We start from the raw sequence: 26,529 nt of genomic DNA, 5'->3' as shown, positions 1-26,529 counted from the left end.
GGGACGACCAGCCGTGCGGTGGCACGGCTGGCCTGTCAGTCATCGTCTTTCAACAGGCGCAGTAGCCTCATTCCAGCGCCAGCAGATCTTCAATGCGCTGCGCGCGGCGGATTTCTCTCGGCTCGCCGTTTTCAAACAGGATCTCAGGAATCAGTGGGCGGCTGTTGTAGTTTGAGGACATCGATGCGCCGTAAGCGCCGGTGTCGTGAAACACCAGATAATCCCCGACTTTCGCGGCCGGAATAGCGCGGGTTTCCACCTTGCCACCTTCAAGCTGTGTGAAAACATCGCCCGACTCGCACAGAGGGCCTGCAACCACGCTGTCGATCGTTGCCTGTTCATCGATCGCCCGGTTATCGCCCGCCATCACAGAGATATGATGGTAGCTGCCGTACATGGAGGGGCGCATCAGATCACTGAAGCCTGCATCCACCAGCACAAAGTGGCGGCTGCCCATCTCTTTTACTGCCCGAACCTGAGAGACCAGCACGCCTGACTCCGCGACCAGGAAACGGCCGGGTTCGATTTCCAGCTTCACGGCATGGCCCAGATGGTCCGCCACGCGCTGGCGTGCCGTGTCCCACAGGCCAAAATAGTGATCGGTATCGATCGCCTCTTCCCCGTAGTGATAGGGAATGGATAAACCGCCTCCGGCAGAGATAGCCTCAAGATCCTGGCCAAATTCCACGACCAAATCCACCATGGCATCGCAGACCTGCTGCAGGTGCGCATAGTCCACGCCTGAACCGATATGCATATGAATGCCGATCAGGCGCAGTCCATATTGTTCGATGGCCGCCTGAGCAGCGGGCAAATCGCTGGGCCAGATGCCGTGCTTACTGTTTTCGCCACCGGTATTGGTTTTTTGGCTGTGCCCGTGACCAAAGCCGGGGTTAATGCGCAGCCAGACGGCATGTCCTGGCGAAACGGCACCCAGTTGATGCAGCATATCGACGGATCCGGCGTTAACCGGCACCTTAAGCTCTGCAATCCTGGCAAGCGTAGGGTTATCCAGGACATCGGCAGTGAATACGATTTCGTCACTGTCGGGCTGAAAACCGGCCACCAGCGCACGCTCAATTTCGCCCAGGGAAACCGAATCAACCTTAACGCCCGCAGAATGCATCAGGCGCAGAATGTGGGTGTTAGAACAGGCTTTTTGCGCAAAGCGCACCACATCAAATGCGTGGAGTTGAGCAATACGCTGTTGGATAACCTGCGCATCATAAACCCAGAACGGGCCGCTGTACTGACGTGCCAGCGGCAGTAAATTATCGACGTTCAGGGCGGTTTCGGTGGTATTAAGTGGACGAGGCATGGGGTTCTCCTGTGGCAATAAAACCATTAAGCCAGAATCGTGCCATGCCGAAAAATATCTGTTTTAATAGCATCTATGCAAAAATGATATGGAATGATGCATGGCAAAAATCAACTGGCGGCATATCGAGATTTTTCATGCTGTTATGACCAGCGGAAACCTCACGCAGGCTGCGACTCTGCTGCAGACGTCCCAGCCTACCGTCAGCCGCGAGCTGGCGCGACTGGAACGGCAGCTGAGTCTGACGCTGTTTGAGCGCGTGCGCGGCCGCTTACAGCCTACCGTACAGGGCTTACGGCTGTTCGAAGAAGTGCAGCGCTCATGGTATGGGCTGGATCGCATCATTGATGCCGCAGAGGGATTACGCCAGTTTCGCCAGGGTGAGCTCTCTATCGCCTGCCTGCCGGTTTTTTCCCAGTCACTGCTGCCGCCCGTCTGCCAGACCTTTTTGCAGCGCTACCCTGATGTCAGTCTGAACATTATTCCGCAGGAATCCCCGTTACTGGAAGAGTGGTTGTCGGCTCAGCGTTACGATCTGGGCATTACGGAAACGCAGCACGCCCCCGCCGGGACCGATCGCCAGGCGCTGCTGACCTGCGATGAAGTGTGCGTGTTACCGCAGCACCATCGCCTGGCGCAGCGCGCCTTGCTGACGCCGCAGGACTTCGCCGGTGAGAACTATGTCAGCCTGTCGCGCACGGACAGCTACCGCCAGCTGCTCGACGCACTGTTTCATGAGCAAGGTGTGACACGCAGGATGGTGATGGAAACCCACAGCGCGGCGTCCGTGTGCGCGATGGTGCAGGCCGGAGTGGGGATCTCAGTGGTGAATCCGCTGACGGCGCTGGATTACGCCGACAGCGGTGTGGTGATGCGCCCTTTTAGCGTCGCTGTGCCTTTTACCGTTAGCCTCGTCAGGCCGCAGCATCGGCCGGCATCCGCGCTGGTAGAGGCGTTTGTGAACCACCTGCAGCAACAGGTGGCCCGTTTTCCTGAGCAAATTGCGGACAGACTCGCTTAGGCATGCACCCGGGCCGCAGCACCGCCGGATTTGCGGAAGGTGATCAAGCAAACCATCAGTCCAACCGCCGCCAGCGCGGCGGCGGCAACAGGAACCGCGGTCAGTCCATAGCCGCGCGCAATCACCGCGCCGCCTACCCACGCGCCAAGCGCATTGCCAACGTTAAAGGCAGAAATATTCAGGGTGGAAACCAGATTAGGTGCCTCTTTACCGTGACGCACCACATTGATCTGCAGGCCGGGAACCGTGGCAAAGGTTGCCATTGCCCACAGGAACAAGGTGATCTCCGCCAGCCAGAGCGCGTGGCTGGTCCAGCTAAACAGCAGTGAGAACAGCGTAATCAGCGAAAAACTGCCTATCAGGCTCAGGGAGACTTTGCGGTCGGCCATTTTGCCCCCCAGAATATTGCCCACGGTCAGGCCCGCGCCAATCAGAAACAACGTCCAGCTCACGCCACGATCGCTGATGCCGGTAACCTGCAGCAGCAGCGGTGCTATGTAGCTAAACAGGGCAAACATGGCGGCAGCAAAACAGACCGTCATCAGTAATGACAGCCACAGTTTGACGTTGGCCAGCGCGCTGATTTCGCTCGCCAGATCGACCGGCTTCTCATTCTTATTTCCCGGCAGGCTGGTGATTAAGGCAATGAAGGCCAGTACGCCGATAGCCGAAACGCCCCAGAATGTCGCACGCCAGCCAAACAGCTGACCAAACCAGGTTCCCAACGGCACGCCCAATACATTGGCCAGCGTCAGACCGGTAAACATCAACGCCACGGCAGAAGCCTGACGATCGGCGGAAACCAGACTGGCCGCGACCACCGATCCAATCCCAAAGAAAGCTCCGTGACAGAGGGCGGTAATCACCCGTGCCAGCATCAGCAGGTTATAGCTGTAGGCCAGAGCACACAGCAGATTGCCGATAATAAAAATTACCATCAACAGAATCAGCGTTTTTTTACGGGGCAACTTCGCCGTTAACAGCGCCATGATCGGTGCACCGATTGCTACGCCTAATGCATAGCCGCTAATTAACCAACCTGCGGACGGAATGGACACGCGCAAATCGTTTGCGACCTCCGGCAACAGGCCCATGATCACAAACTCAGTGGTTCCGATAGCGAACGCACTCAGCGCCAGTGCAAGCAATGCAACAGGCATAACACTCTCCCAAAAATGATAATTACAACGAGACGGATGACGCATGCATCCTGATAAACGAGCTATAATTTATGATCTATATCACACTACGTATTACAGCATAGCTACCTGTCATCTGATACTCACATAACAACAACAATCTATTGCGTGTATGGCAATAATTGACACACACATCAACCAGGCTTATTAAACATACAGTTAGCGAGGATGCCGCCGCGTAACGCACCGGACGATGATAAAGGTTGCCAGCGAAGTAGCCGTTTTTTTGCTAATACCGATTTTAGTTATCAATAAAGTATTAGCGTTGCCGATATAGCTCTTATGAATCGCCAGATGAAATGCAGTCCAACTGACGCGGAGAGAGAAAATGCAACGGCTTATCGTTTTGATGGTAATCAGTCTTACAGGCTGCTCAGTCGGCCATTATGAATACAGTAGAGAAGCAGAGAAGCGCGTGGATATGACCGTAACAGGCATTCCCACCGTGCTGGGGCTGGGCACGCTGGGCACGACTATTCCCCTTACCCCTGACTACAGCCTCACGGCCGCCCACGTCGCAAAATATTCGCTTTACCGCGTGAAAGCCTGGCATCCTGAGTGCGATCTCGCGGTCGTCTACCACAAGAACAGCGAAGCCAACCTGCCACCGTCCTTCCGTAACAGCCATATTGGCGACAAAGTGAATCTTTACGGCTACAGCTTCATCTCTGCAATGCCCGTGAGCTCTACCGGGAAAAACCTGGTGAACACCACGCTGGCAAATGACTGGAACAAAGCGAACTGCGTTGTCGTGGCCGCCAATGCGGGCGTGGTTAAGGGCATGTCAGGGGGCGCGGTTTATAATGCATCTGACGACACGCTGGCAGGCGTGATTGTGGGTTACAGCCAGCGCATCAACGACAACCAGAGCGGAAAAACGCTGTATAAAGATGTGGCGCTCTATGTGCCCTACTCACGCTTCCAGACCTGGCTGGATAATGCTGTGAAATCTTAAGGCTTTTCGTCCGGCAGTCCGGGATGTGTGCCCATCTGCTGTTGCGGTGGGTTAAGCCACTTGTCTTCGCGCGTGGCTTCGTAGTCGCGGTTTAGCGGATAGGTAATGCGGTTCTCCGCTTTGCTGACCTCGCCGATCACCAGAAAGCGCGCGTCGGCGTCGCTGTTATTGATAAAGGTGTGACAAATGCCGGTACCGGCCGGAAACGCCACGGCCTCTCCCGGTGACAGCGGATACAATTCGCCATTGATCCACGCGTGTGGATAACCTTCCAGCACGAAGATAAACTCCTCTTCCGCACTTTCCGCATGGGGATAAGACATGCGGCGTCCGGGCGGCAACCTTTCATGATGAATGCCCAGCCGGGTTAATCCAGACAGTTTCGCCAGTGGTGTACCAATGGACATCAGCTCATCGCTATCGGAATAATGTTCGTTGTCTTCGCCTTCCAGCGCTTGCCAGTGAAGAATACAGTCAGGACGTGGCTTCATAATGGTGGCTCCAGGTTGAGATGTTCAGCCTGGCAGAGGGGACGGGATTACTCAAGCGCACATGCCGTGGCGGGTTGCAGAGCAGAAATAAAAAAGGCCGGAATCACCCGGCCTTTACCTGCATCAGCGCGTTACTTTGCGCCTGGGCGCAACGCCGGGAACAGAATTACGTCGCGGATGGTGTGGCTGTTGGTAAACAGCATGACCATGCGGTCAATACCAATGCCTAAGCCTGCCGTTGGCGGTAAACCATGTTCCAGGGCGGTGACATAATCCTCGTCGTAGAACATCGCTTCATCATCGCCCGCATCTTTCGCATTCACCTGCTGCAGGAAACGCTCAGCCTGATCCTGCGCATCGTTAAGCTCAGAGAAACCGTTGCCGATTTCACGTCCGCCAATAAAGAACTCAAAGCGATCGGTGATCTCAGGATTTTCGTCGTTGCGACGGGCCAGCGGCGACACTTCAGCCGGATACTCGGTAATGAAGGTTGGCTGAATCAGATGTGCTTCAGCGGTTTCTTCAAAAATTTCGGTCACTACGCGCCCTAAGCCCCAGCTTTTCTCGACTTTGATGCCAATGGTCTGAGCAATCGCCACCGCTTTGTCGAAATCGTCAAGATCGGCCAGATCGGTTTCCGGACGGTACTTTTTGATCGCTTCACGCATGGTGAGTTTTTCAAACGGCTTACCAAAATCGAATTCCTGCTCACCGTAAGGCACAACCGTGCTGCCCAGGATATCCTGCGCCAGCGTACGGAACAGGCTTTCGGTCAGTTCAATCAGATCTTTGTAATCCGCATAAGCCATATAGAGTTCCATCATGGTGAACTCTGGGTTGTGACGAGGCGAAATCCCCTCGTTGCGGAAGTTACGGTTGATCTCGAACACGCGATCGAAACCGCCCACCACCAGGCGTTTCAGATACAGCTCTGGCGCAATACGCAGATACATATCGATATCCAGCGCGTTGTGATGCGTGATAAACGGACGCGCTGAAGCACCGCCCGGGATCACCTGCATCATTGGCGTTTCCACTTCCATAAAATCGCGTCCAACCATGAACTGACGAATGCCGGCCATGATCTGTGAACGGATTTTGAAGGTGTTGCGTGATTCATCGTTGGCGATCAGATCAAGATAGCGCTGACGATAGCGCGTTTCCTGATCGGCCAGACCGTGAAATTTGTCTGGCAGCGGGCGCAGGGCTTTCGTTAACAAGCGCAGCTCTGAGCAGTGAATCGACAATTCGCCGGTTTTGGTTTTGAACAGCTTACCGCGTGCGCCGAGGATATCGCCCAGGTCCCACTTTTTGAATTGCTCGTTGTAGATACCTTCAGCCAGATCGTCACGTGCCACGTACAGCTGAATGCGGCCGCCCACGTCCTGCAGGGTAATGAAAGACGCCTTGCCCATGATACGGCGCGTCATCATACGGCCAGCCACGCTGACCTCAATGCCTAAGTCTTCCAGCTCTTCGTTACTCTTCTCGTCATAGCTGGCATGCAGCCGATCGGAGGTGGTATCACGACGAAAATCGTTAGGAAACGCCACGCCGTTTTCACGCAGCACGCTCAGCTTCTCGCGACGCGTTTTCAGTTCGTTATTTAACTCAAGTGCGACGTCAGCGCTCTGCGGTTGTTGTTCAGACATGTCGGTTCCTTATAGCCCTGCTTTTAAACTTGCTTCAATGAAACGGTCCAGATCGCCATCCAGCACCGCCTGCGTGTTGCGCGTTTCCACGCCGGTACGCAGATCTTTAATACGTGAGTCGTCCAGAACATAAGAACGGATCTGGCTGCCCCAGCCAATGTCAGACTTGTTGTCTTCCAGCATCTGCTTCTCGGCATTTTTTTTCTGCATTTCAAGCTCGTACAGCTTCGCCTTCATCTGCTTCATCGCCTGATCTTTGTTTTTGTGCTGAGAGCGATCGTTTTGACACTGGGTGACCGTACCGGTTGGAACGTGGGTAATACGCACCGCCGATTCCGTACGGTTAACGTGCTGACCACCTGCACCAGAGGCGCGGTACACATCAATACGCAGGTCAGCCGGGTTGATGTCGATATCAATATCGTCATCCACTTCCGGATAGATAAAGGCTGAACTGAAGGAGGTATGGCGGCGACCACCGGAGTCAAATGGACTCTTACGTACCAGACGATGTACGCCGGTTTCGGTGCGGAGCCAGCCAAACGCGTAATCGCCAGACACGCGAATCGTCACCGACTTAATGCCCGCGACTTCACCTTCTGACTCTTCAATAATTTCTGTTTTGAACCCTTTGGCTTCTGCCCAACGCAGATACATGCGCATCAGCATGCTGGCCCAGTCCTGCGCTTCTGTTCCACCAGAACCGGCCTGCAGATCGATGTAACAGTCGGCGCTGTCGTACTCGCCAGAGAACATACGGCGGAACTCTAGCTCGCCGAGCTTGCCTTCCAGCGCGTCCAGCTCGGCGACCGCTTCGTTGAAGGTTTCTTCGTCATCGGCTTCTACCGCCAGATCAAGCAGCCCCTGCACATCTTCCAGCCCCTGGCTCATCTGATCGAACGTATCCACGATGGCTTCCAGGGAGGAGCGTTCTTTGCCCAGTGCCTGAGCGCGTTCAGGCTCGTTCCAGACGTCGGGCTGTTCCAGCTCGGCGTTTACTTCCTCAAGGCGTTCTTTCTTAGCATCGTAGTCAAAGATACCCCCGAAGAACGTCGCTGCGTTCGCTGAGGTCCTGAATACGGTATTTGACCGGGTTGATTTCAAACATGTGTTTAGCGTCTTTTTTACGTTCGATGGAATAAGAAATTTAACCTGCGAGTTTACCCGAAACCGACGGCGGTTTGTAGCGTTGAGAAAATGCGCAGAGGTTAATCTTTCGTTGAGCCAGCTGGACTGGCTCTGCCGACGCGGGCGTGGCAAGGTTAAACTGGCAACGGCGGGAATGTGAGGCCCCGCCGTCACCGCTGGCTAACTGAGCGGCCAGAGATGTTCAATGATCAGCTGGACGGAGCGATTGCCGCGATACTCATTGATATCAAGCCGATAGGCCAGTTCGACCTGGCGCACGCTGCTGTCAGGCCACAACGTGGTATCCACGTTGAACGCGATACCGTCGATCAGCGGTCCGCCCTCCAGAGGTTCAACCATGACCTTCAGGTGACGTTCACCAACGAGGCGCTGCTGCAGTAGCCTGAACCGGCCGTCGAAAGCGGGCTCAGGGAAAGACTGGCCCCATGGGCCGGCATCACGCAGTACTTCCGCCGTCTGAAGAGAAAATTCAGCGGGCTGCAGGGCACCGTCCGACCAGATGACGCCCTGCAACGCTTCGCCGGCCAGCCATTCGCCCACCAGGTCCGCAAAACGCTGACGAAACTCGTCGTAGCGGGCCTCTTCGAGCGACAGTCCGGCGGCCATCGCGTGACCACCAAACTTCTGCATCAGGCCAGGATGCAACGTATCAAGACGCTCCAGCGCATCGCGCAGATGCAGACCGGCAATCGATCGTCCCGATCCCTTCAGCATGCCATCACCGGCCGGTGCGAAGGCAATAACCGGGCGATGAAAACGCTCTTTCAGGCGGGAAGCCAGAATCCCGACCACGCCCTGATGCCACTCAGGATGATAAAAGGCCAGCCCCAGCGGCAAATCGGTTTGCTCGTTCTCCAGCTTTTGGCATAACGCCAGTGCCTCGCTCTGCATCCCCTGCTCAATCTCTTTGCGCATCTGGTTCAGCGCATCCAGTTCACTGGCTAACATGCGCGACTGGCTGAGATCGTCGGTCAGTAACAGCGCCACCCCGACAGACATATCGTCCAGCCGACCGGCAGCGTTAAGCCGGGGCCCCAGGGCAAAACCCAGGTCGCTGGCGGCCAGCTGTCGGGCATCGCGGTTGGCGATTTCCAGCAGGGCCTTGATGCCCGGACGGCACTTTCCGGCCCGAATACGGCTCAGGCCCTGCCACACTAAAATGCGGTTGTTGGCATCCAGCGGCACCACATCTGCCACCGTGCCCAACGCCACCAGATCGAGCAGGTCGGCCAGATTGGGTTCCGACCGCGTGACGCCAAACCAGCCCTGAGTGCGCAAGTGGGCGCGCAGGGCCATCATCAGATAGAAAGCGACGCCCACGCCCGCCAGCGAACGAGAGGGGAAATGACAGTCAGGCAGGTTGGGATTAACGATAGCATCGGCGTCAGGCAGCGTTTCGCCCGGTAAGTGGTGGTCGGTCACCAACACCGCGATGCCGTGCTGATGCGCAAGCGCCACACCCGCATGGGACGAAATGCCGTTATCGACGGTCAGAATCATCTCTGCACCGCGCGCGCGGGCCTGCTCAACCACTTCCGGACTCAGGCCGTAGCCATCTTCGAAACGATTGGGCACCAGGTACTGCACGTTGCTGCATCCCATGCTGCGCAGCGCCAGCACCGTCAGGGCGGTACTGGTGGCACCGTCAGCGTCGAAATCCCCGACGACCATAATGCAGCGGCCATCCAGCAGCGCCTGATGAAGCAGGTTAACGGCCTTGTCTATGCCGCTCAGTGCACTGAAAGGGAGCAGGTTTTTCGCGCCCCTTTCGAGCTCGGCGGCGTTGGTGACGCCACGTTGCAGATAAAGCCGACGCAGGAGCGGCGGTAAATCTGCCGGTAGCCCCGGCAAATCGGCTACCGCTTCACGGCGACGTAACTCAACTTCGTGCTTTACCACGCCTTAACCACCACGCTTTTGATTATCCAGTACCTGCTTGAGCTCCTGTGGACTTTGATAGCCGGGGATCATCATGCCACTTTCAGTCAGAATCGCCGGCGTGCCCTGGATACCAAACAGTACGCCAAGCTGGTACTGCTTGCCGATATCAATCGTGCAGGAGGCTGGCGCATCCATCTTCGGCACATCGCCTTTCATCGCCTCATCAAAGGCTTTATTGCGATCGGCGCTGCACCACACGGCCTTCATGGCGCTGGCAACTTTGCCGTTCATGCCTTCACGTGGGAAAGCCAGATAGCGAACGGTGATGCCCAGCGCGTTGTAGTCAGCCATTTGTTCGTGCAGTTTGTGGCAGTAGCCACAGGTGATATCCGTAAACACTGTCACCACATGCTGCTCTTTGGGCGCTTTATACACGATCATTTCCGGAACCAGCGCCTCAACTTTTTTATCCAGTAGCGCGTTCGTCACGTTGACCGGCTGAGCACCGCTGACATCGTAAAGCGGTCCCTGGATCATGTGTTTACCATCATCGGTAACGTACAGCACGCCGCTTTCGGTGAGCACGGTTTTAAAACCCGGCAGCGGTGCAGGTTGGATCTCAGCCTGGTGCAAACCCAGTTTCTTCAGGGAAAGCTGAATGGCGCTGTCATCAGCGTGGGTCAAACCGGAAAAAGCGCTGGCCAGCAGCGCCAGCATGGCAACATGTTTGTTCATTGTTTTCCTTACTCTCCGCCAGCTATGCGCGCGGATGATGCTGTTGATGTAACAGTCGCAGACGTTCCGTGGCGACATGCGTATAAATCTGCGTCGTTGAGAGGTCGCTGTGCCCCAGTAACATCTGTACGACACGTAGGTCAGCCCCATGGTTCAGCAAATGCGTGGCGAAAGCATGGCGCAACACATGGGGAGAAAGCTTTTCGCTATCAATGCCCGCCAGCAGGGCGTAATGCTTGATACGATGCCAGAAGGTTTGCCGCGTCATCTGCTGGGCACGGTTACTGGGGAAAAACACGTCCAGCGTCTGCCCATTGAGCAACCACGGCCGCCCGTGCTCCATATAGTATTCCAGCCAGTGAACCGCCTCTTCACCTAATGGCACCAGCCGCTCTTTATTGCCTTTACCGATCACGCGCACCACGCCCTGGCGCAGGCTGACGTCATTCAGGGTCAGTCCCACCAGTTCCGAAACCCGTAAGCCGGTGGCATATAACAATTCCAGCATGGCTTTATCGCGCAGTTCAAGCGGCACGTTAACATCGGGTGCCTGCAGCAGGCGATCCACCTGCGCCTCGCTCAGATCTTTTGGCAACCGCTGGGGCAGCTTGGGCGCGGCCAGCATCGCGCTGGGATCGTCAGTGCGCATCTTTTCGCGGTACAAATACTGAAACAGACGGCGCATGGCGCTGAGCAGGCGTGCAGAGCTGGAGGCTTTATAGCCGCCTTCCAGTCTCTCCGCGAGAAACTGTTGCAGATCGGGCGCGCTCAGGGTTGTCAGCGTTAAGCCGTGATGCGCCAGCCAGCCGGTGAGAGTTTGCAGATCCTGCCGATAGGAGGACAGGGTATTTTGCGCCAAATTGCGCTCGATCCACAGCGCATCAAGAAACTGTTCTGTCAGTTCACTATCTTGCACGTTTTCCCCACCGTTCAGTATGAAATCGTGCTCATTATGCCTGATTCAACCCTGCTTCTGATACAATTACGCCAAAGTCAGGATTAACAGAGCACTATCTGCATGAAAATAGGTCTTTTTTACGGTTCCAGTACCTGTTACACCGAAATCGTAGCGGAGAAAATTCGGGATTTTATTGGCGACGAGCTGGTGACGTTGCACAACGTGAAAGATGACGATCCGCGTCTGATGGAAGACTATGATCTGTTGATTTTGGGGATTCCCACCTGGGACTTTGGCGAGCTGCAGGAGGACTGGGAGGCTATCTGGCCCCAGTTGCCAACGCTCAATTTGCGCAACAAGATCGTGGCGCTGTACGGCATGGGCGACCAGATTGGCTACGGTGAGTGGTTTCTGGATGCTTTAGGCATGCTACATGAACTGCTCCAGCCGATGGGGGTGCAGTTTGTGGGCTACTGGCCGCTGGATGGCTATGACTTTACCAGCCCCAAACCGCTGAGTGCCGACGGCAAGCAATTTGTCGGACTGGCGCTGGATGACGTCAATCAGTTTGAAGCCACGGATGAGCGCGTTGAGCAGTGGTGCGAGCAGATTCTGACGGAAACCGCCGAGCGGCTTTAAGCCGCGCGCTAAAACGCAATCCTGAAATCCTGGCAAAGGACGCGCCGTCGATACGCCTGTATTTGGAAAGCCTGACCTGGAAAAGCGTGTTCTGAAATCGGCACGCTTTCTCGTGATGCGCTGTTCCGGGCACGCTATTTAGCGTCTTGCGGTTTCGCTGAAACAGCATGACCGCAAGGCGCGCCACGCCTCTGGCTGCATGTTGTCCTGCATCAGCCAGAGCCGTAAGATCTTGCCCTTGCGGTTTCGTGCGACCAGCAACACCGCGCCAGGCAACCAGTACAACGGCTGCTGCGTTTGCCAGTCTTCTCCCTGCCAGTGCCACTCACGATTGCTGTCGCGCCGTAACTGTCCATGCCGTTGACGCAAGCGGCGATCCTGTTTCCATCCTTCCCACAGCACCACCACGACCAGCCCGGGCTTTATCATCCACTCTGCCGCAGGCAGTTCCATAATGCCAACGCCTGCTATCGTTACTGACAGCATCAGTGCGAGGATCAGGCGTGCGCGCAAAGAGGGATGAAGTTTACATTGCCACCGGACCGCGTTCACGATTACGCTGCTGAATCAGCTTCACCATGCGTTTCAGCTCGGGATCGGCAGGCTCACCGTGGTTCATCATCCAGTTGAAAAGATCGGGATCGTCACTTTTCAGCAGTGCGATAAACACCTGCTTATCGGTATCATTTAACGTGTCATATTCGTACTTAAAGAACGGCATAATAGCGACATCCAGTTCCAGCATGCCACGACGGCAGGCCCATTGAACGCGCGATTTATTATGAATATCCATGCATTCGTTTCCACATTTCACATCGTGGCAGCTAGTGTACCCTGGATTACTGCTGGCTGCAGGTTCACAAACCGCCCCTGTGCAACGCGCCGCAGACTCAGGCTTTTTTTACACATCGGCACGCGTTTTGTGCGCCCTCTTTAGTAAACAGGTTGCATTGCCAGTGTGCTCTTTTACCATTGAAGACATTGTTTCGGATGAACCTTCAGACTCAGGATTTATCGATGCCAACATTTACGCTTCCCCCACGCCAACCTGCGGCCTCATCACGTCTGCCGCTCACGTTAATGTCTCTGGATGCCTGGGCACTGGTTGCCGTGGTCGGCCCCGACAGCACGTCCTATTTACAAGGCCAGTTGACCCTGGATGTGGCGGCACTGGATGCCTCTCATCACCTGCCTGCCGCCCACTGTGACGCCAAGGGCAAGATGTGGAGCAACCTGCGCCTGTTTCATCGCGCTGAGGGTTATGCCTATTTGGTGCGTCGTGAGTTGCGAGACACTCAGCTGCCGGAGTTAAAAAAATACGCCGTATTTTCTAAAGTGACCCTGACCGCGGATGACGATGTCGCACTGCTGGGCGTGGCGGGTTTCCAGGCCCGTGCGGCGCTGGCCAATGTTTTTGACACGCTGCCTGACAGCACCACCCCGGTGGTACAGCAGGGCGACACCACGCTGCTGTGGTTTGCCCATCCAGCAGAACGCTTTCTGCTGGTCACGTCGCCCGCCCAGGCCGATGCCCTGAAGCAGACGCTGGCAGACGATGCGCAGTTCAATGACAGCACCCAGTGGCTGGCCCTGGACATCGAAGCCGGAATTCCGGTTATTGACGCAGCCACCAGCGCGCAGTTTATTCCCCAGGCCGCAAACATGCAGGCGCTGGACGCGATTAGCTTTAAAAAGGGCTGCTATACCGGCCAGGAGATGGTGGCCAGAGCCAAATACCGGGGCGCGAATAAACGGGCGCTCTACTGGCTGTCAGGACAAGCCAGCCACCTGCCCGCCGCCAACGATTCCCTGGAGCTGCAGATGGGCGAGCGCTGGCGTCGCACGGGCACCGTTCTTGCTGCGGTGCAACTGGACGACGGCGTCATCTGGGTGCAGGTGGTCATGAACAACGATCTGGAGCCGGACAGCGTATTACGGGTTGAAGGCGATGAAGGCGGTAAGCTGATGATTCAGCCCTTGCCTTACTCGCTGGAAGAAAGCTGAGTTCAGGGGCGGGACCACGTCCCGCCCTGTGACGTTACATAACGTAGAAGTAGATGGCGCAGAAATGGCAAACACAACCGCCTAAAACAAACGCGTGCCAGATAGCATGGTTAAACGGCACCCGACGCGCGACATAAAAAATCACGCCCAGGGAATAGATAATGCCCCCCGACGCCAGCAGCCAGATGCCCCCCGCCGACAGTTTCATCGCCAGCTGATAGACCACAATCAGCGACAGCCACCCCATGCAGAGATAAGTCACCAGCGACATTACCTTAAAGCGTTCGGCAATCGTCAGCTTAAAAATAATGCCCAACAGTGCCAGGCCCCATATTACCGCCATCAGCCCATAGGCGAGAGGCGACTGCAGACCAACCATCAGAAACGGCGTGTAGGTGCCAGCAATTAAGAGGTAGATTGCGCAGTGATCCACTTTTTTCAGTACGCGCTTCGCACGTGGATGGCTGACGGCGTGGTAAAGCGTTGAGGCCAGAAACAGCAGAATCATACTGCCGCCATAGAGGCTGGAGCTGATAATGGCGGTCAGCCCGGCATTCATGACCGATGCCTTATCGAGCAGCAGCATTAACCCTACAATGCCGAACAGACAACCCAGTCCATGACTAATACTGTTGGCAATTTCCTCTGCCAATGGATAACCCTGCGTCGGCAAACTTTTGGGATTCATAACATTCCTGCCTGAAAGTGATAGCAACTGCAGATTTATCGTCCAACAGATTACCCAGAAAAACTTTCAGTGTACAAGTGTAAGCTTAAAATAATTATTGCGGTCACCTCCCCTTCGAATTCTGTTAAAATGCGGGCCAGTTAATTGCCGGGTGAGCTTTTCCATGTTCTCGCATCACGATCTTGCTACCCTGAACGATCTTGAAATGCAGGTTTATCAGTACATTATCAAACATCGTGACAGCGTCAGTTACATGACTATTCGCGAGCTGGCTGAACAGGCTGCGGTATCGACCACGACGGTATTACGCTTCTGTCGCAAGATGCAGTGTGAAGGATGGTCAGAATTCCGTATCCGACTGCGTCTGGCCAGGGAACAAACCGCGCCTGCGCTGCCTGTCTCCGGCATCGCAGATATGCTGAGTTTTTTTAAAAGCATCAATAATGATGAGTTTGAGCAGGTCATCCATCGGGCTGTGGGGATGATTAATCAGGCTGAGCGGGTGTTTTTTATTGGTGTCGGCACATCGGGCAGCCTGGGGAAATACGGGGCACGTTTTTTTTCGAACGTAGGCAAATTCAGCCACGCGATCGACGATCCCTATTATCCGATCAGTCCGAGTTTATATGAAAATGCCCTGGCCATTATTCTTTCTGTCTCCGGCGAAACGGAAGAGGTGCTGCGCATTGCCAGTCAGTTCAACCTGAATCAGTGTAAAATCATCGCCATCACGAATAGTGAAACCTGCTCGCTGGCCAAAATGAGCGACTTTACGGTGTCCTATCATGTACCGGTGATACGTATGCCCGACCAGAGCGATATTACGACCCAGGTGCCTGTCATGTATATTATCGAGTCACTGGGTCGGCAACTGGGTAAATAAAACAAAGCGTTTTTTAGCTGTAACAAATCCCTTTTTCGCGGCGGTGTTATAGCGTGACATTATTAAGTGCTTTGCTACACTCACCCCAATTTAATCCTCAGGGGAGAGTGCATAATGAGCTTACCAAAAACGTTTCTGTGGGGCGGCGCGGTCGCGGCTCATCAGGTAGAGGGCGGCTGGGATCAGGGCGGTAAGGGCATCAGTATTGCTGATGTACTGACCGGCGGCGCTCATGGCGTGGACCGCGTCATCACCGACGGCGTCCAGCCAGGAAAATTCTATCCAAATCATCAGGCTGTTGAATTTTATTCTCATTACAAACAGGATATCGCGCTGTTTGCTGAGATGGGATTTAAATGCTTCCGAACCTCAATTGCCTGGACCCGTATTTTCCCTAACGGCGATGAACCGCATCCCAATGAAGCCGGCCTGCAATTCTATGACGATCTGTTTGATGAATTGCTTAAATACGGTATTGAGCCTGTTATTACCCTCTCTCATTTTGAAATGCCCTATCACCTGGTAAAAGAATACGGTGGCTGGCACAATCGTAAGGTTGTCGATTTCTTTGTGCGCTTTAGTGAAGTTGTGCTGAAGCGTTATAAGAATAAAGTGAAATACTGGATGACCTTTAACGAAATTAACAACCAGCGTAACTGGCAATATCCGCTGTTTGGTTACTGCTGCTCAGGCGTTATTTTCACGGAACACGAAAAACCTGAACAGGCGATGTATCAGGTCATGCATCACCAGTTTGTTGCCAGCGCCAAAGTCGTGAAGCTGGGCCACGAGATCAACCCGGAGTTTAAGATTGGCTGCATGATCGCCATGGTGCCGGTTTACCCCTTCTCCTGCCATCCGGATGACGTCATGCTCGCTCAGGAAGCGATGCATCAACGCTATGTCTTTAGCGACGTGCAGATGCGCGGTTACTACCCGGCTTACGCCCTGAAAGAGTGGGCGCGCAAAGGCTATCATATCGACATGGAGCCTGAAGACGCTGAAACCCTGCGCAATGGCTGTGCCGATTATGTGGGCTTCAGTTATTACATGAGTACAGCCGTTCAGACCCGCGCCAGTGGCGTTGATGATCCTATTACCGGCTTCGAAGGCACGGTGAAAAATCCGCACGTTAAAGCCTCAGACTGGGGCTGGCAGATCGATCCTGTTGGTCTGCGGTATGTTCTTAATGATGTGTATGAACGCTATCAGAAACCCCTGTTTATTGTTGAAAACGGTTTTGGCGCCATCGACAAACCGAATGCGCAGGGCGTGATAGAGGATGATTACCGCATTGATTATCTGGCCGCGCATATTGAAGAGATGAAAAAAGCCGTCATTCATGACGGGGTGGATCTCATGGGGTACACGCCCTGGGGCTGTATCGACTGCGTGTCTTTCACTACCGGTCAGTACAACAAGCGTTACGGTTTTATTCACGTGAATAAAAACGATGACGGCAGCGGAGACTTCTCGCGCTCCAGGAAAAAGAGTTTTGCCTGGTATCAACAGGTCATCGCCAGCAATGGTGAAAAGCTCTAAGTCGTTTGCCGCAGCGCCCTGCTGCGGCATCATTCTAGCGCCCGCCGGCAGCATCGATAATGCTGCCCGTAATGTAAGAAGCGGCATCGCTGGCTAACCAGACAACGGCTTCTGCGATTTCTTCGGCATAGCCGCCACGCCCCATTGGTATGCCGCTGGCCAGCCTGTCTACCCTGCCGGGTTCTCCGCCGTCAGCATGCATCTCGGTGTAAATCATCCCCGGACGTACGCCATTGACCCGAATTCCCTGCTGGGCCACTTCCAGCGACAGGCCTTTGGTCATGGTGTCCATTGCGCCTTTCGATGCCGCATAGTCGACATATTCGTTTGGCGACCCCGTGCGGGCAGCTGCAGAGGAGACATTGACGATGCTGCCGCCCTGACCGCCATGATGGGTGCCCATGCGCAGGACGGCTTCACGACAGCAAAGAAATGCGCCAAGCACATTCGTGGCAAAAACCTGCTGAATACGCGAGGCATCCAGTTGCTCAAGGCGACATTGTTGGAACAGAATGCCGGCGTTATTCACCAGCAGCGTGAACGGCAGATCTTCCTGATCCAGCCGTTGAAACAGCGACATCACCTGTGTTTCATCGCTGATATCGGCCTGAACGCTAAAGGCCTCACCGCCGTTACGTACAATCTCATCTACAACCTGATGGGCTTCACTGGCACGTGAACGGAAATTGACCGCCACCCGGTAGCCTCGGGATGCCAGTAAGAGGGACGTCGCGCGACCAATGCCGCGACTGCCGCCGGTAACGAGTGCGAGCTGCATACAAACCTCCATAAAAAAAGGGCCGAAAATCGGCCCTCATAACTAAACGCGTTAAGCTGACTTACGCATAATCGCTCATCGGGACACACGAACAGAACAGGTTACGATCGCCAAAGACATCGTCCAGGCGCTTCACCGTTGGCCAGTATTTATTGTGGCTGCCAGCAGGGAACACGGCCAGTTCACGGCTGTAGGAATGAGACCATTCTCCGATGACTTCCATTTGTGTATGAGGCGCGTTAACCAGCGGGTTATCCTCAAGTGACCACTCACCCGTTTCCACCCGGCCGATTTCCATGCGAATCGCCAGCATGGCATCAATAAAGCGGTCCAGTTCAATTTTGCCTTCTGATTCTGTCGGTTCGACCATGAGTGTTCCGGCGACCGGGAACGACATGGTGGGCGCATGGAAACCGTAGTCGATGAGGCGTTTCGCGATATCCAGTTCACTGATACCGGTTTGCTCTTTTAACGGACGAATATCAAGAATACATTCGTGCGCTACGCGGCCGTCGCGCCCTGCATACAGGATGGGATAGGCCGATTTTAGCCGGCTGGCAATATAGTTAGCGTTAAGGATCGCGACCGAACTGGCCTGCTTCAGCCCTTCTGCCCCCATCATACGGATATACATCCAGCTGATAGGCAAAATAGATGCGCTGCCAAATGGCGCAGCGGAAACTGCGCCCTGTTGCGTCAGCATGCCGTCAATTTGTACAACGCTGTGGCCCGGCACAAACGGGGCAAGATGGGCTTTCACGCCGATCGGTCCCATTCCCGGCCCACCTCCGCCGTGCGGGATGCAGAAGGTTTTATGCAGGTTAAGGTGCGAAACGTCTGCGCCGATGTAGCCCGGCGTGGTAATGCCTACCTGCGCGTTCATGTTGGCGCCATCAAGATAAACCTGGCCGCCGAACTGATGCACAATCTGGCACACCTCGCGAATAGTTTCCTCGTAAACGCCGTGGGTAGACGGATAGGTCACCATAATGCATGACAGCTTATCGCCAGCCTGAGCCGCTTTTTCACGCAGGTCGCCCAGATCGATGTTGCCCTGCTTGTCACAGGCGACCACCACGACATCCATGCCCGCCATCTGAGCCGAAGCCGGATTAGTACCGTGCGCCGAGCTGGGGATCAGGCAGAGATGCCGTTCACCCTCACCGCGGCTTTCGTGATAACGACGAATCGCTAACAGACCGGCATATTCACCCTGCGCACCCGAGTTAGGCTGCATGCAGAGTGCATCGTAACCGGTCAGTTGAACCAGCCACTGTGAAAGCTGCCCAATCATTTGCAGGTAGCCGCCAGCCTGTTCAGCCGGGCAGAACGGGTGCAGTTCGGCAAATTCAGGCCAGGTGATCGGGATCATCTCGGCGGCGGCATTGAGTTTCATGGTGCAGGAACCCAACGGAATCATGGCCTGATTCAGCGCCAGATCTTTTTTCTCCAGGCTGTGCATATAGCGCATCATCTCAGTTTCGCTGTGATGACGGTTAAACACCGGATGCGTCAGAATCTCGCTTTCACGCTGCTGCGCGGCCGGAATGGACGGGTTGTCGGCCTTAACCAGGCTGTCGAGCCGATCGATATCCTGACCGTGCTCATCCCCCAGCAAAATAGCGAACAGCGTAGCGATGTCTTCACGGCGCGTGGTTTCATCCAGCGTGATACCGACGGCATTGAGAATGTCGCTACGCAGGTTCACACCGAAGCTCAGCGCACGGTTGAGTACGCCCGCTTTATCCGCAACCTCTACCGTTAGTGTGTCAAACCAATGGCTATGACGCAGTTTAAGCCCGCCACGCTGCAGTCCGGCAGCCAGAATATCGGTAAAGCGGTGGATACGCGACGCAATACGTTTCAGCCCGACCGGCCCGTGGAACACGGCATACAGCCCGGCGATATTGGCCAGCAGCACCTGAGAAGTACAGATATTGGAGTTCGCTTTTTCGCGACGGATATGCTGCTCACGGGTTTGCATCGCCATGCGCAAGGCGGTGTTGCCTGCGGCATCGCGGGAAACGCCGATAATGCGGCCAGGCATTGAACGCTTATGTTCGTCGCGGCTGGCGAAGAAGGCAGCATGCGGGCCACCATAACCCATTGGCACACCAAAGCGTTGGGCCGAACCGAACACGATATCCGCGCCTTGTTTGCCCGGAGATGTCAGCAGCACCAGCGCCATAAAGTCGGCAGCGACACTGACAACCACCTTGCGTGCTTTCAGCTCGCTAATCAGGTGGGTGTAGTCGTGTACTTCTCCCGTAGTGCCCACCTGCTGTAGCAGCACACCAAACAGGTTGTCGTGGTCCAGTGCTTTGGCCGGGTTGTCGATAATCAGTTCAAAGCCAAAGGTTTCGGCACGGGTACGCACGACGTCCAGCGTTTGCGGATGAATATCGTCAGCGATAAAGAACCGGGTCGCGTTTTTCAGTTTGCTGATGCGTTTTGACATCGCCATCGCTTCTGCGGCGGCGGTCGCTTCATCCAGCAGAGAAGCGGAGGCAATGTCCATGCCGGTCAAATCGATCGTAACCTGCTGGAAGTTAAGCAGGGCTTCAAGCCGTCCCTGCGACACTTCTGGCTGATACGGCGTATACGCCGTGTACCAGCCGGGGTTCTCCAGCATATTTCGCAAAATCACCGGCGGCGTAATCACCGCGCTGTATCCCATGCCGATCCAGGATTTATAAAGCAGGTTTTGCCCGGCAATGGCCTTCAACTCAGCCAGCGCCTGTTGTTCAGTTGCGGCATCGCCCACCGCTGGCGGGCCTGGCAACTGAATGTCGGCGGGGACGATAGAACCAATCAACGACGCCAGAGAGCTGGCACCGATCGCCTCCAGCATGACGGCCTGTTGTTCTGGCGACGGACCAATATGGCGCTCAATGAAGGCACCGTTGTGTTCAAGCTGGCTGAGAGTCTGAGTCATGAGCTGTAAATCCTGAATCGGGCTGGGGAACGGAACAGAGAATGCAAGTCAGATATCTGCGGCCTCAGTTTGAGGCCGCATGACGATTACTCGTCAATGGAGGCTTTATAAGCATCCGCATCCAGCAGCGAGTCGATTTCTGACTCATCGCTGGCCTTAATCTGGAATAACCAGCCGCCGTCATAAGGCTCGCTGTTAACCTGTTCAGGGGAATCGTTAAGGGCGTCGTTGACGGCAACGATTTCACCGCTGATGGGCGCGTAAATGTCTGAAGCGGCTTTGACCGATTCCGCAACCGCGCACTCTTCTCCGGCAGAGAAAGTGGCACCGACCTCAGGCAGGTCAACAAACACCATATCGCCCAGCAACTCCTGCGCATGTTCGGTGATACCAACGGTATAGGTACCGTCCGCGTTTTTGCGCAGCCATTCGTGACTGTCGCGGTACTTCAACTCCACTGGCACATTGCTCATCGCCCTTTCTCCTGTAATTATGTTTTACTGCGCAACCGGTTTTCCGGCGCGAACGAAAATTGGTTTAGTGACTTTCACAGGCATTTCACGGTTACGGATCTCAACAATCGCGTTTTCCCCAATCCCTGCCGGCACGCGGGCCAGTGCAATGCTGTAACCCAACGTCGGTGAGAAGGAACCGCTGGTGATCACCCCCTGCTGCAACTGACCCTGCTGATCGGTAAAACGCACCGGCAACCCGTTACGCAGAACGCCTTTTTCCGTGAGGATCAGCCCAACCAGTTTTTCAGTGCCCTTTTCTCGCTGGCTTTCCAGCGCTTCACGTCCGATAAAGTGGCGGTCGCCAGGTTCCCAGCTAATGGTCCAGCCCATATTGGCCGCCAGCGGCGATACGCTCTCGTCCATTTCCTGACCGTAAAGATTCATACCCGCTTCCAGACGCAAGGTGTCGCGTGCGCCCAGCCCGGCGGGTTTGACGCCCGCACTCAACAAACGCTGCCAGAATCCGACGGCATCGGCGGCAGGCAGCGCAATTTCATAGCCCGCTTCGCCGGTATAACCGGTTGTGGCAATGAACAGTTCACCGGCCTGCACGCCGAAGAACGGCTTCATGCCCTGTACAGCCTGACGCTGTGCGTCACTGAATAAGGTTTGGGCTTTTTGCTGCGCCTGCGGGCCCTGTACAGCAATGAGTGCGAGATCGTCGCGTTCTGTTAACGCGACGCCGTAACCCTGTGCATGCTCGCCGATCCAGGCCAGATCTTTTTCACGCGTCGCGGAGTTGACCACCAGACGAAAAAACGTCTCGTCCATAAAATAAACAATTAAATCGTCAATTACGCCAGCGGAAGCATTCAGCATGCCGGTATACAGGGCTTTGCCCGGCTGAGTCAGTTTGGCGACGTCGTTTGCCAGCAGGAAGCGCAAAAACTCGCGCGTGCGCTCACCTTTTAAATCCACAATGGTCATGTGCGAAACATCGAACATGCCCGCGTCGCTGCGCACGGCATGATGCTCATCCATCTGAGAGCCATAGTGCAACGGCATCATCCAACCGTGGAAATCCACCATCCGCGCGCCATTTGCCTGGTGCTGTTCAAACAAAGGTGTGTGCTGAGTCATAACTATCCTGTGCAGAAACGAGTGAGTTTGAAACCACGCGCCATGTAGCCGACGCAAACGTTCTCTTTGCCTTGACGTTACCACCGAATCAGGCGATTAACCATAAGCAAAGCGAGGTCGAAAGACGTGGCACAGCCTAACCAGGCCCCGGGTTAATCAGGATAAAAAACTATAATTTTGTGATTAACCACGCAATAAATACGCCATAGTGATTTATTCACAGCAAATTTATGCGCACAGTCCAGCAGGATGTTAAAAAAATAGCGGGTCGAAAACAGCCATGGATAAAAAAAAGTAATGCGAAACTTCACGCAAAATTAGAATAAATCAAACGATGCGCAGTCAGAGTGCAGCCCTGCATTTTTACGGTGCAGCGGAGGGTGAGCATAAGAAAAGCCAGCAATTATGCTGGCTTTTTGCGGGTGAGCGGCGTTACCGCAGCCATGCTGGCATATCGTTCAGGCCCATGGCCTGACGCAGCATTACCGGCTTCACGCCCGGCAGGTTATCAGCCAGTTTCAGGCCCAGATCGCGAAACAGCTTTTTGGCTGGATGATTGCCTGCAAACAGTTCACGAAAACCCTGCATTCCGGCAAGCATCATGGCAGCGCTGTGTTTGCGACTGCGCTCGTAGCGGCGCAGATAAAGGTGCTCGCCGATATCTTTGCCCTGCTGGTGCAGGCGGCGGATTTCGCCAATCAGCTCAGCAGCATCCATGAAACCCAGGTTGACGCCCTGTCCTGCCAGCGGATGAATGGTATGTGCCGCATCGCCCACCAGCGCCAGCCGGTGAGCGGCAAAGTTACGTGCATAGCGTGCCGTAAGCGGGAAACACTTGCGCTCGCCTTCCAGCTGGCACAGCCCCAGGCGCATATCGAACGCGACCGACAGTTGTTGATTAAACAGCGCCTCCGGCATGGTTTCGAGACGGCTGGCTTCCTGAGGAGAAAGAGACCAGACGATAGAACAAAGATGGGGATCCTGCATCGGCAGGAAAGCCAGAATGCCATCGCCGTGAAAAACCTGGCGCGCTACGCCGTCGTGTGGCAGCGCCGTGCGAATATTCCCGACCAGCGCATGATGATCGTAATCCCAGAACGTCAGGGGAATATCGGCTTTGTTACGCAACCTGGAGTTGGCCCCGTCCGCCGCCACCATTAGCCGCGCACTCATCATGCTGCCATCCTGCAGCGTAATAAAGGCTTCATTATCGCCAAAGGCCACCTGCTGCAGTTGGGAAGCAGGCAGCAGCGTAACATCACTGCACTGGCTGGCGCGCTGCCATAAGGCGCTGTGGATCACAGGGTTTTCGATGATGTGCCCAAGATGCGTCAGGCCCTGCTGCTCACCGTCAAATGCGATCGCACCGAAGCTGTCGCGATCCCAGACCTCCATTGCCTGGTAAGGGCTGGCACGGAGCGACAGAATCGTTGACCAGACGTCCAGCTTCTGCAAAAGACGTTCACTGGCCGCGTTAATTGCGGATACGCGTACGGACGGCGATGCGCCTGCATCAAATTGCGGCCCGGCAGACTGCTCCAGCACGGCAATGCGTAATCCGCTCCCTTGCAGACCGCAGGCTACTGCCAGACCCACCATACCGCCACCGGCGACCACTACATCGTAAGTTTGCATCAGTGCCTCTCAGTTAACGCTTAACCCAGCCGAGCGTACGCTCGGCCAGAAGATTTCTCAGCCATGGCAGGTGATCCATTGCCAGCAGGCCAAGGTTGCGCCCGACGACCAGCGGCGCATGGCGGTTGGCAAACATACGCACCAGGCCATCAGTGATGCCCACGGTAATGGCCCGATCCTGCTGGCGACGTTGGCGGTAATGTTGCAGGACCGCATAGCTGCCGGGATCCTGCTGCTGTCGGTGCGCGGTTGCCAGGGTTTCTGCAAGCGACATCACGTCACGCAGGCCAAGATTGAACCCCTGACCGGCAATAGGATGCAGCGTCTGTGCCGCGTTACCAACCGTAACGACGCGATGGGAAACCACCGAATCGGCCTGCTGCAGCGCTAACGGATAAACGTCACGCTTACCGGTATGGATAAATTTGCCCAGTCGCCAGCCAAACGCGCGCTGAAGCTGGCTGAGAAACGCCTCGTCACTCCAGCTTTCGACCTGCGGGCGCTGATCCAGCGGATGGCACCACACCAGCGAGAGGCGATTATCTGACATTGGCAACAGCGCCAACGGGCCAAACTCGGTAAAGCGTTCAAAAGCCCGGCCCTGATGGGGAAGTTCACTGGTGACGTTGGCAATAAGCGCTAACTGCTGATAGGGCTCGGTGTGCCACTGCATGCCGCAGGCGGCCGCAACGGCTGAACGGGTGCCATCAGCGGCTACCAGCACATCGCCTTCCAGTTGTTCATCATTATCAAGCGTGACCCGCACGCTTTCCTGGGATCGGGCCACCTGAGTGACGCGCGCGGGACAGCGCAGTGTGACGCCAGGTGCCTGTTTTAACTGTGTGAACAGGCTTTGCCCTACGTCGAATAATTCAACCACCTGCCCCAGCGCGGGAATCGCATAATCGCTGGCGGCGAGTGACACGAAACCGGCATGGCCGCGATCGGATACGTGAATAGTGGTAATCGGTGTGGCACGGGGGGAAATCCGCTGCCAGAGATTGATATCAGCAAGCTGCTGGCAGGTTCCGGCAGACAGCGCAATCGCCCGGCCGTCATAGCCCGGATGCGCACGGCTGCCAGGCTCGCTGCTTTCAATCAGCGTCACGGGCAGTTTACCCTGTGTCAGGTGCGCGATGGCCAGCGCCAGGGTGGCGCCGGTCATTCCTCCACCGGCGATAAGAATGGTCATAACGCGCGTGCCGCCGCCATCAGCGCTTCAATTGCATCAGGATCTTTCACGACGCTGTCGGTGAGGTTCTCAATACCGGTTTCGGTAATCACAATGTCATCCTCGATGCGGATGCCGATACCGCGGTATTCCACAGGGACGTCAGCATCGGGCGCGATATACAACCCCGGTTCGACGGTGATAACCATGCCCGGCTCCAGGATACGATCGCGGCTTGGTGTGCCGTAGTGCCCCACATCGTGGACATCCAGACCCAACCAGTGGCCCAGACCATGCATAAAGAATTTACGATGGGCATCTTCAGCGATCAGCGTATCGACCTCGCCCTGCATTATCCCCAACTCAACCAGTCCAGTGACCATAATGCGCACGACGTCATCATTAACCTCGCGGATGCTAACGCCAGGGCGGAATCGGGACAGTGCCGTTTCCAGTGATTTGAGTACGATGTTGTACACCGCCCGCTGCGGCTGAGTGAATTTACCGTTAACCGGGAACGTCCGGGTAATGTCACCCGCATAGCCCTGCCATTCACATCCGGCATCGATAAGCACCAGATCACCGTCCTGCATCTCACACTCGTTTTCGGTGTAGTGCAGAATGCAGCCGTTTTCGCCGGAACCCACAATCGTGTTGTAAGACGGGAATCGCGCACCGTGGCGGTTAAATTCATGATGAATTTCCCCTTCCAGATGATATTCGTACAGTCCCGGACGGCTGGCCTGCATTGCGCGCGTATGCGCCAGCGCACTGATCTCACCCGCACGGCGCAGAATGGCAATCTCTTCCGGACTTTTGAACAGGCGCATCTCATGCACCCAGGGACGCCAGTCTGTCAGGCTGGCAGGCGCGCTCAGATTCTGGCGAAAACCCTGCCGCAGTTTATCCAGCGCACCAAACACCAGTTTATCGGCTTCAGCATATTGGCCCTGCGCGTGGTACACCTCATCCAGGCCGTTCAGCAGCAGGTGGAGTTGTTCACCAATATCGTTCCAGGGCAGGGCCCGATCCACGCCGAGCTTAGCGGGCGCCGCATCCTGTCCCAGACGGCGGCCAAACCAGATTTCTGCAGTCAGGTCGCGAACACGATTAAACAGCACACTGTGATTATGGTTCTCATCACTTTTGATCAGCACCAGTAACGCCTGAGGCTCGTTGAACCCCGTGAAGTACCAGAAGTCGCTGTTCTGACGAAACGGATATTCGCTATCATTACTGCGCGTTACTTCAGGCGCGGCAAAAATTAACGCTGCGCTGCCCGGAACCATTTTCGCCAGCAGCGCCTGACGGCGCTGCTGAAAATTTTCCAGTGAAATCATGTCTGCACTCCCTGTTAAAC

The 26,529-nt window shown here is 55.4% G+C and carries 24 protein-coding genes; 6 read left to right on the top strand and 18 right to left on the bottom strand.

What is annotated here, in order from left to right; all coding sequences use genetic code 11:
• Nucleotides 1-67: 67 nt before the first annotated feature.
• Nucleotides 68-1,318 carry a diaminopimelate decarboxylase gene (gene lysA / locus AAIE03_RS01170; protein ID WP_488137125.1) on the bottom strand — a complete coding sequence of 417 codons (1,251 nt, stop codon included), beginning with the start codon at nt 1,316-1,318 and terminating at the stop codon, nt 68-70.
• 100 nt (nt 1,319-1,418) lie between these two features.
• Between lysA and AAIE03_RS01165 the strand changes: the two genes are divergently transcribed.
• Nucleotides 1,419-2,339 carry a LysR family transcriptional regulator gene (locus tag AAIE03_RS01165; protein ID WP_013026994.1) on the top strand — a complete coding sequence of 307 codons (921 nt, stop codon included), beginning with the start codon at nt 1,419-1,421 and terminating at the stop codon, nt 2,337-2,339.
• On the opposite strand, the gene AAIE03_RS01160 is transcribed toward AAIE03_RS01165, so the two are convergent.
• Complete coding sequence (locus AAIE03_RS01160; RefSeq protein WP_014605137.1) at nt 2,336-3,499, bottom strand: MFS transporter; 1,164 nt, start codon at nt 3,497-3,499, stop codon at nt 2,336-2,338. The genes AAIE03_RS01165 and AAIE03_RS01160 overlap by 4 nt on opposite strands.
• 367 nt (nt 3,500-3,866) lie before the next feature.
• On the opposite strand from AAIE03_RS01160, the gene AAIE03_RS01155 reads away from it, so the two are divergent.
• The gene (locus tag AAIE03_RS01155; RefSeq protein ID WP_028715750.1) at nt 3,867-4,493 is read left to right on the top strand and encodes a hypothetical protein; all 627 of its coding nucleotides are present in this window, start codon (nt 3,867-3,869) and stop codon (nt 4,491-4,493) included.
• Here the strand turns inward: AAIE03_RS01155 and AAIE03_RS01150 are convergent.
• From AAIE03_RS01150 to xerD, 6 genes are all read right to left on the bottom strand, one after another.
• Nucleotides 4,490-4,984 carry a cupin domain-containing protein gene (locus tag AAIE03_RS01150; protein ID WP_014594486.1) on the bottom strand — a complete coding sequence of 165 codons (495 nt, stop codon included), beginning with the start codon at nt 4,982-4,984 and terminating at the stop codon, nt 4,490-4,492. The genes AAIE03_RS01155 and AAIE03_RS01150 overlap by 4 nt on opposite strands.
• 131 nt (nt 4,985-5,115) lie before the next feature.
• Nucleotides 5,116-6,636 (bottom strand): lysine--tRNA ligase, encoded by a 1,521-nt coding sequence (gene lysS / locus AAIE03_RS01145; protein WP_029570621.1) that lies wholly within the window; start codon nt 6,634-6,636, stop codon nt 5,116-5,118.
• Between the two features lie 9 nt (nt 6,637-6,645).
• Nucleotides 6,646-7,744, bottom strand: a protein-coding gene (gene prfB, locus AAIE03_RS01140; protein WP_104933680.1) for a peptide chain release factor 2 whose coding sequence is annotated in 2 segments (ribosomal slippage) — nt 6,646-7,668 and nt 7,670-7,744 — 1,098 coding nt in all. Because the reading frame shifts where the segments join, the coding sequence is not laid out codon by codon here.
• 200 nt (nt 7,745-7,944) lie between these two features.
• Nucleotides 7,945-9,684 (bottom strand): single-stranded-DNA-specific exonuclease RecJ, encoded by a 1,740-nt coding sequence (gene recJ / locus AAIE03_RS01135; RefSeq protein ID WP_013027000.1) that lies wholly within the window; start codon nt 9,682-9,684, stop codon nt 7,945-7,947.
• A 3-nt stretch (nt 9,685-9,687) separates the two neighbouring features.
• Nucleotides 9,688-10,401, bottom strand: a complete 714-nt coding sequence (gene dsbC / locus AAIE03_RS01130; protein WP_014605134.1) for a bifunctional protein-disulfide isomerase/oxidoreductase DsbC — start codon at nt 10,399-10,401, stop codon at nt 9,688-9,690.
• Nucleotides 10,402-10,423: 22 nt separating this feature from the next.
• Nucleotides 10,424-11,317, bottom strand: a complete 894-nt coding sequence (gene xerD / locus AAIE03_RS01125; RefSeq protein ID WP_015699600.1) for a site-specific tyrosine recombinase XerD — start codon at nt 11,315-11,317, stop codon at nt 10,424-10,426.
• 102 nt (nt 11,318-11,419) lie between these two features.
• Here xerD and fldB point away from each other — a divergent pair, with 102 nt between their 5' ends.
• On the top strand, nt 11,420-11,938 hold the full coding sequence (fldB, locus tag AAIE03_RS01120) for a flavodoxin FldB (protein WP_013027050.1): 519 nt from the start codon (nt 11,420-11,422) through the stop codon (nt 11,936-11,938).
• A 138-nt stretch (nt 11,939-12,076) separates the two neighbouring features.
• On the opposite strand, the gene AAIE03_RS01115 is transcribed toward fldB, so the two are convergent.
• A complete protein-coding gene (locus AAIE03_RS01115) occupies nt 12,077-12,490 on the bottom strand; it encodes a protein YgfX (protein ID WP_044042288.1) in 414 nt (137 codons plus the stop codon).
• A complete protein-coding gene (sdhE, locus tag AAIE03_RS01110; protein WP_014605131.1) occupies nt 12,465-12,731 on the bottom strand; it encodes an FAD assembly factor SdhE in 267 nt (88 codons plus the stop codon). The genes AAIE03_RS01115 and sdhE overlap by 26 nt, the downstream gene beginning before the upstream one ends.
• A 224-nt stretch (nt 12,732-12,955) precedes the next feature.
• On the opposite strand from sdhE, the gene ygfZ reads away from it, so the two are divergent.
• Entirely contained in the window at nt 12,956-13,942 is a 987-nt protein-coding gene (ygfZ, locus tag AAIE03_RS01105) for a tRNA-modifying protein YgfZ (protein WP_015699598.1), read from the top strand.
• 34 nt (nt 13,943-13,976) lie between these two features.
• Here ygfZ and trhA read toward each other — a convergent pair whose 3' ends face one another.
• Nucleotides 13,977-14,630, bottom strand: coding sequence for a PAQR family membrane homeostasis protein TrhA (trhA, locus tag AAIE03_RS01100; protein ID WP_498562710.1), 654 nt, complete (start codon nt 14,628-14,630; stop codon nt 13,977-13,979).
• A 163-nt stretch (nt 14,631-14,793) separates the two neighbouring features.
• Between trhA and AAIE03_RS01095 the strand changes: the two genes are divergently transcribed.
• Together AAIE03_RS01095 and AAIE03_RS01090 are read left to right on the top strand one after the other, a co-directional pair.
• Nucleotides 14,794-15,513, top strand: coding sequence for a MurR/RpiR family transcriptional regulator (locus tag AAIE03_RS01095; RefSeq protein ID WP_014594495.1), 720 nt, complete (start codon nt 14,794-14,796; stop codon nt 15,511-15,513).
• Nucleotides 15,514-15,627: 114 nt separating this feature from the next.
• A complete protein-coding gene (locus tag AAIE03_RS01090) occupies nt 15,628-17,055 on the top strand; it encodes a 6-phospho-beta-glucosidase (protein ID WP_024471436.1) in 1,428 nt (475 codons plus the stop codon).
• 34 nt (nt 17,056-17,089) lie between these two features.
• Here the strand turns inward: AAIE03_RS01090 and AAIE03_RS01085 are convergent, their stop codons facing one another.
• From AAIE03_RS01085 to pepP, 7 genes are all read right to left on the bottom strand, one after another.
• Entirely contained in the window at nt 17,090-17,833 is a 744-nt protein-coding gene (locus AAIE03_RS01085) for an SDR family oxidoreductase (RefSeq protein WP_014605128.1), read from the bottom strand.
• A gap of 61 nt (nt 17,834-17,894) precedes the next feature.
• Nucleotides 17,895-20,768 carry an aminomethyl-transferring glycine dehydrogenase gene (gcvP, locus tag AAIE03_RS01080; RefSeq protein WP_498562709.1) on the bottom strand — a complete coding sequence of 958 codons (2,874 nt, stop codon included), beginning with the start codon at nt 20,766-20,768 and terminating at the stop codon, nt 17,895-17,897.
• An 86-nt stretch (nt 20,769-20,854) separates the two neighbouring features.
• The gene (gene gcvH, locus AAIE03_RS01075; RefSeq protein WP_014594498.1) at nt 20,855-21,241 is read right to left on the bottom strand and encodes a glycine cleavage system protein GcvH; all 387 of its coding nucleotides are present in this window, start codon (nt 21,239-21,241) and stop codon (nt 20,855-20,857) included.
• A 24-nt stretch (nt 21,242-21,265) separates the two neighbouring features.
• The gene (gene gcvT / locus AAIE03_RS01070) at nt 21,266-22,363 is read right to left on the bottom strand and encodes a glycine cleavage system aminomethyltransferase GcvT (RefSeq protein WP_014594499.1); all 1,098 of its coding nucleotides are present in this window, start codon (nt 22,361-22,363) and stop codon (nt 21,266-21,268) included.
• Between the two features lie 432 nt (nt 22,364-22,795).
• Nucleotides 22,796-23,998, bottom strand: a complete 1,203-nt coding sequence (gene ubiI / locus AAIE03_RS01065; protein WP_498562708.1) for an FAD-dependent 2-octaprenylphenol hydroxylase — start codon at nt 23,996-23,998, stop codon at nt 22,796-22,798.
• 13 nt (nt 23,999-24,011) lie between these two features.
• Nucleotides 24,012-25,190, bottom strand: coding sequence for a 2-octaprenyl-6-methoxyphenyl hydroxylase (gene ubiH / locus AAIE03_RS01060; RefSeq protein WP_072139022.1), 1,179 nt, complete (start codon nt 25,188-25,190; stop codon nt 24,012-24,014).
• Nucleotides 25,187-26,509 carry a Xaa-Pro aminopeptidase gene (gene pepP, locus AAIE03_RS01055; RefSeq protein ID WP_498562707.1) on the bottom strand — a complete coding sequence of 441 codons (1,323 nt, stop codon included), beginning with the start codon at nt 26,507-26,509 and terminating at the stop codon, nt 25,187-25,189. Before pepP ends, ubiH begins: the two co-directional genes overlap by 4 nt.
• Nucleotides 26,510-26,529: the final 20 nt, after the last annotated feature.

Source organism: Pantoea sp. Ae19-2 (assembly GCF_059801205.1).
This window is presented reverse-complemented; position numbering and strand designations above follow the sequence as displayed.

What these genes read in the sequence shown, in the direction of transcription:
- AAIE03_RS01155 (WP_028715750.1), top strand. Translation starts at nt 3,867, where the DNA reads ATGCAACGGCTTATCGTTTTGATGGTAATCAGTCTTACAGGCTGCTCA.
- lysA (WP_488137125.1), bottom strand. Translation starts at nt 1,318, where the DNA reads ATGCCTCGTCCACTTAATACCACCGAAACCGCCCTGAACGTCGATAAT.
- pepP (WP_498562707.1), bottom strand. Translation starts at nt 26,509, where the DNA reads ATGATTTCACTGGAAAATTTTCAGCAGCGCCGTCAGGCGCTGCTGGCG.
- lysS (WP_029570621.1), bottom strand. Translation starts at nt 6,636, where the DNA reads ATGTCTGAACAACAACCGCAGAGCGCTGACGTCGCACTTGAGTTAAAT.
- AAIE03_RS01165 (WP_013026994.1), top strand. Translation starts at nt 1,419, where the DNA reads ATGGCAAAAATCAACTGGCGGCATATCGAGATTTTTCATGCTGTTATG.
- gcvH (WP_014594498.1), bottom strand. Translation starts at nt 21,241, where the DNA reads ATGAGCAATGTGCCAGTGGAGTTGAAGTACCGCGACAGTCACGAATGG.
- AAIE03_RS01095 (WP_014594495.1), top strand. Translation starts at nt 14,794, where the DNA reads ATGTTCTCGCATCACGATCTTGCTACCCTGAACGATCTTGAAATGCAG.
- gcvT (WP_014594499.1), bottom strand. Translation starts at nt 22,363, where the DNA reads ATGACTCAGCACACACCTTTGTTTGAACAGCACCAGGCAAATGGCGCG.
- AAIE03_RS01150 (WP_014594486.1), bottom strand. Translation starts at nt 4,984, where the DNA reads ATGAAGCCACGTCCTGACTGTATTCTTCACTGGCAAGCGCTGGAAGGC.
- AAIE03_RS01090 (WP_024471436.1), top strand. Translation starts at nt 15,628, where the DNA reads ATGAGCTTACCAAAAACGTTTCTGTGGGGCGGCGCGGTCGCGGCTCAT.
- ygfZ (WP_015699598.1), top strand. Translation starts at nt 12,956, where the DNA reads ATGCCAACATTTACGCTTCCCCCACGCCAACCTGCGGCCTCATCACGT.
- AAIE03_RS01160 (WP_014605137.1), bottom strand. Translation starts at nt 3,499, where the DNA reads ATGCCTGTTGCATTGCTTGCACTGGCGCTGAGTGCGTTCGCTATCGGA.
- fldB (WP_013027050.1), top strand. Translation starts at nt 11,420, where the DNA reads ATGAAAATAGGTCTTTTTTACGGTTCCAGTACCTGTTACACCGAAATC.
- dsbC (WP_014605134.1), bottom strand. Translation starts at nt 10,401, where the DNA reads ATGAACAAACATGTTGCCATGCTGGCGCTGCTGGCCAGCGCTTTTTCC.
- AAIE03_RS01085 (WP_014605128.1), bottom strand. Translation starts at nt 17,833, where the DNA reads ATGCAGCTCGCACTCGTTACCGGCGGCAGTCGCGGCATTGGTCGCGCG.
- sdhE (WP_014605131.1), bottom strand. Translation starts at nt 12,731, where the DNA reads ATGGATATTCATAATAAATCGCGCGTTCAATGGGCCTGCCGTCGTGGC.
- trhA (WP_498562710.1), bottom strand. Translation starts at nt 14,630, where the DNA reads ATGAATCCCAAAAGTTTGCCGACGCAGGGTTATCCATTGGCAGAGGAA.
- gcvP (WP_498562709.1), bottom strand. Translation starts at nt 20,768, where the DNA reads ATGACTCAGACTCTCAGCCAGCTTGAACACAACGGTGCCTTCATTGAG.
- ubiI (WP_498562708.1), bottom strand. Translation starts at nt 23,998, where the DNA reads ATGCAAACTTACGATGTAGTGGTCGCCGGTGGCGGTATGGTGGGTCTG.
- ubiH (WP_072139022.1), bottom strand. Translation starts at nt 25,190, where the DNA reads ATGACCATTCTTATCGCCGGTGGAGGAATGACCGGCGCCACCCTGGCG.